A 706-nucleotide genomic window follows, 5' to 3' on the forward strand; every position below is an offset into this window, starting at 1 on the left:
GTTCATTTGGAGACGCGATGGACAATTTGCGCTACACGAAGCTTGATCAATTGATTCACGATATGGTCTTAGAGGGAAGACTGCTTCTAGGGATCTGCCTAGGCATGCAGCTTTTATTTGAAGAAAGCGAAGAAAACGGCACCGCTTCAGGACTCGGGCTGTTAAAAGGAAAAGCAGTCAGGCTGAAAGCAGAAGATGAAAAAGGAAACAAGCTGAAGGTTCCGCATATGGGCTGGAATCGTCTTTCTTTTCATAATGAATCTCCGCTGCTGACTAAAACAGAACAAGGCTACGCTTACTTCGTTCATTCCTATTACATTGACGGGATGGAGGAGAACGCGCTTCTGGCAAGCGCCGATTATGGTGTGCGAGTGCCTGCTGTAGTCGGAAAAAGAAACGTCTTCGGCGCCCAATTTCATCCGGAAAAAAGCAGCACGGTCGGAATGTCTATTTTAACTCAATTTACGAAAATGGCAGGAGAACAGAAGGTGAAAAAATGAGTGCTTTTACATTATATCCGGCAATTGATATGAGAAAAGACAAATGTGTCCGCCTTGTTCAAGGGGATTACAATAAGGAAACGATATATGGCGATTCACCGTACGACATGGCTGAGTTATTTGCGAAAGAGGGTGCCGAATGGATCCATCTCGTTGATCTCGACGGGGCCAAAGAAGGGAAAAGAGTGAATGACCGCCATGTGATT

The 706-nt window shown here is 45.3% G+C and carries 2 protein-coding genes; both read left to right on the plus strand.

Going from position 1 to position 706, the window contains the following annotated elements:
• Positions 1-500, plus strand: a 500-nt coding sequence (gene hisH, locus ACWHAR_RS27270; RefSeq protein WP_452088456.1) for an imidazole glycerol phosphate synthase subunit HisH, incomplete at its 5' end; no start/stop codon positions are given.
• Positions 497-706, plus strand: a 210-nt coding sequence (locus ACWHAR_RS27275) for a HisA/HisF-related TIM barrel protein (RefSeq protein WP_452088457.1), incomplete at its 3' end; no start/stop codon positions are given. The genes hisH and ACWHAR_RS27275, both read left to right, overlap by 4 nt.

Source organism: Bacillus sp. LR--39, from assembly GCF_053613335.1.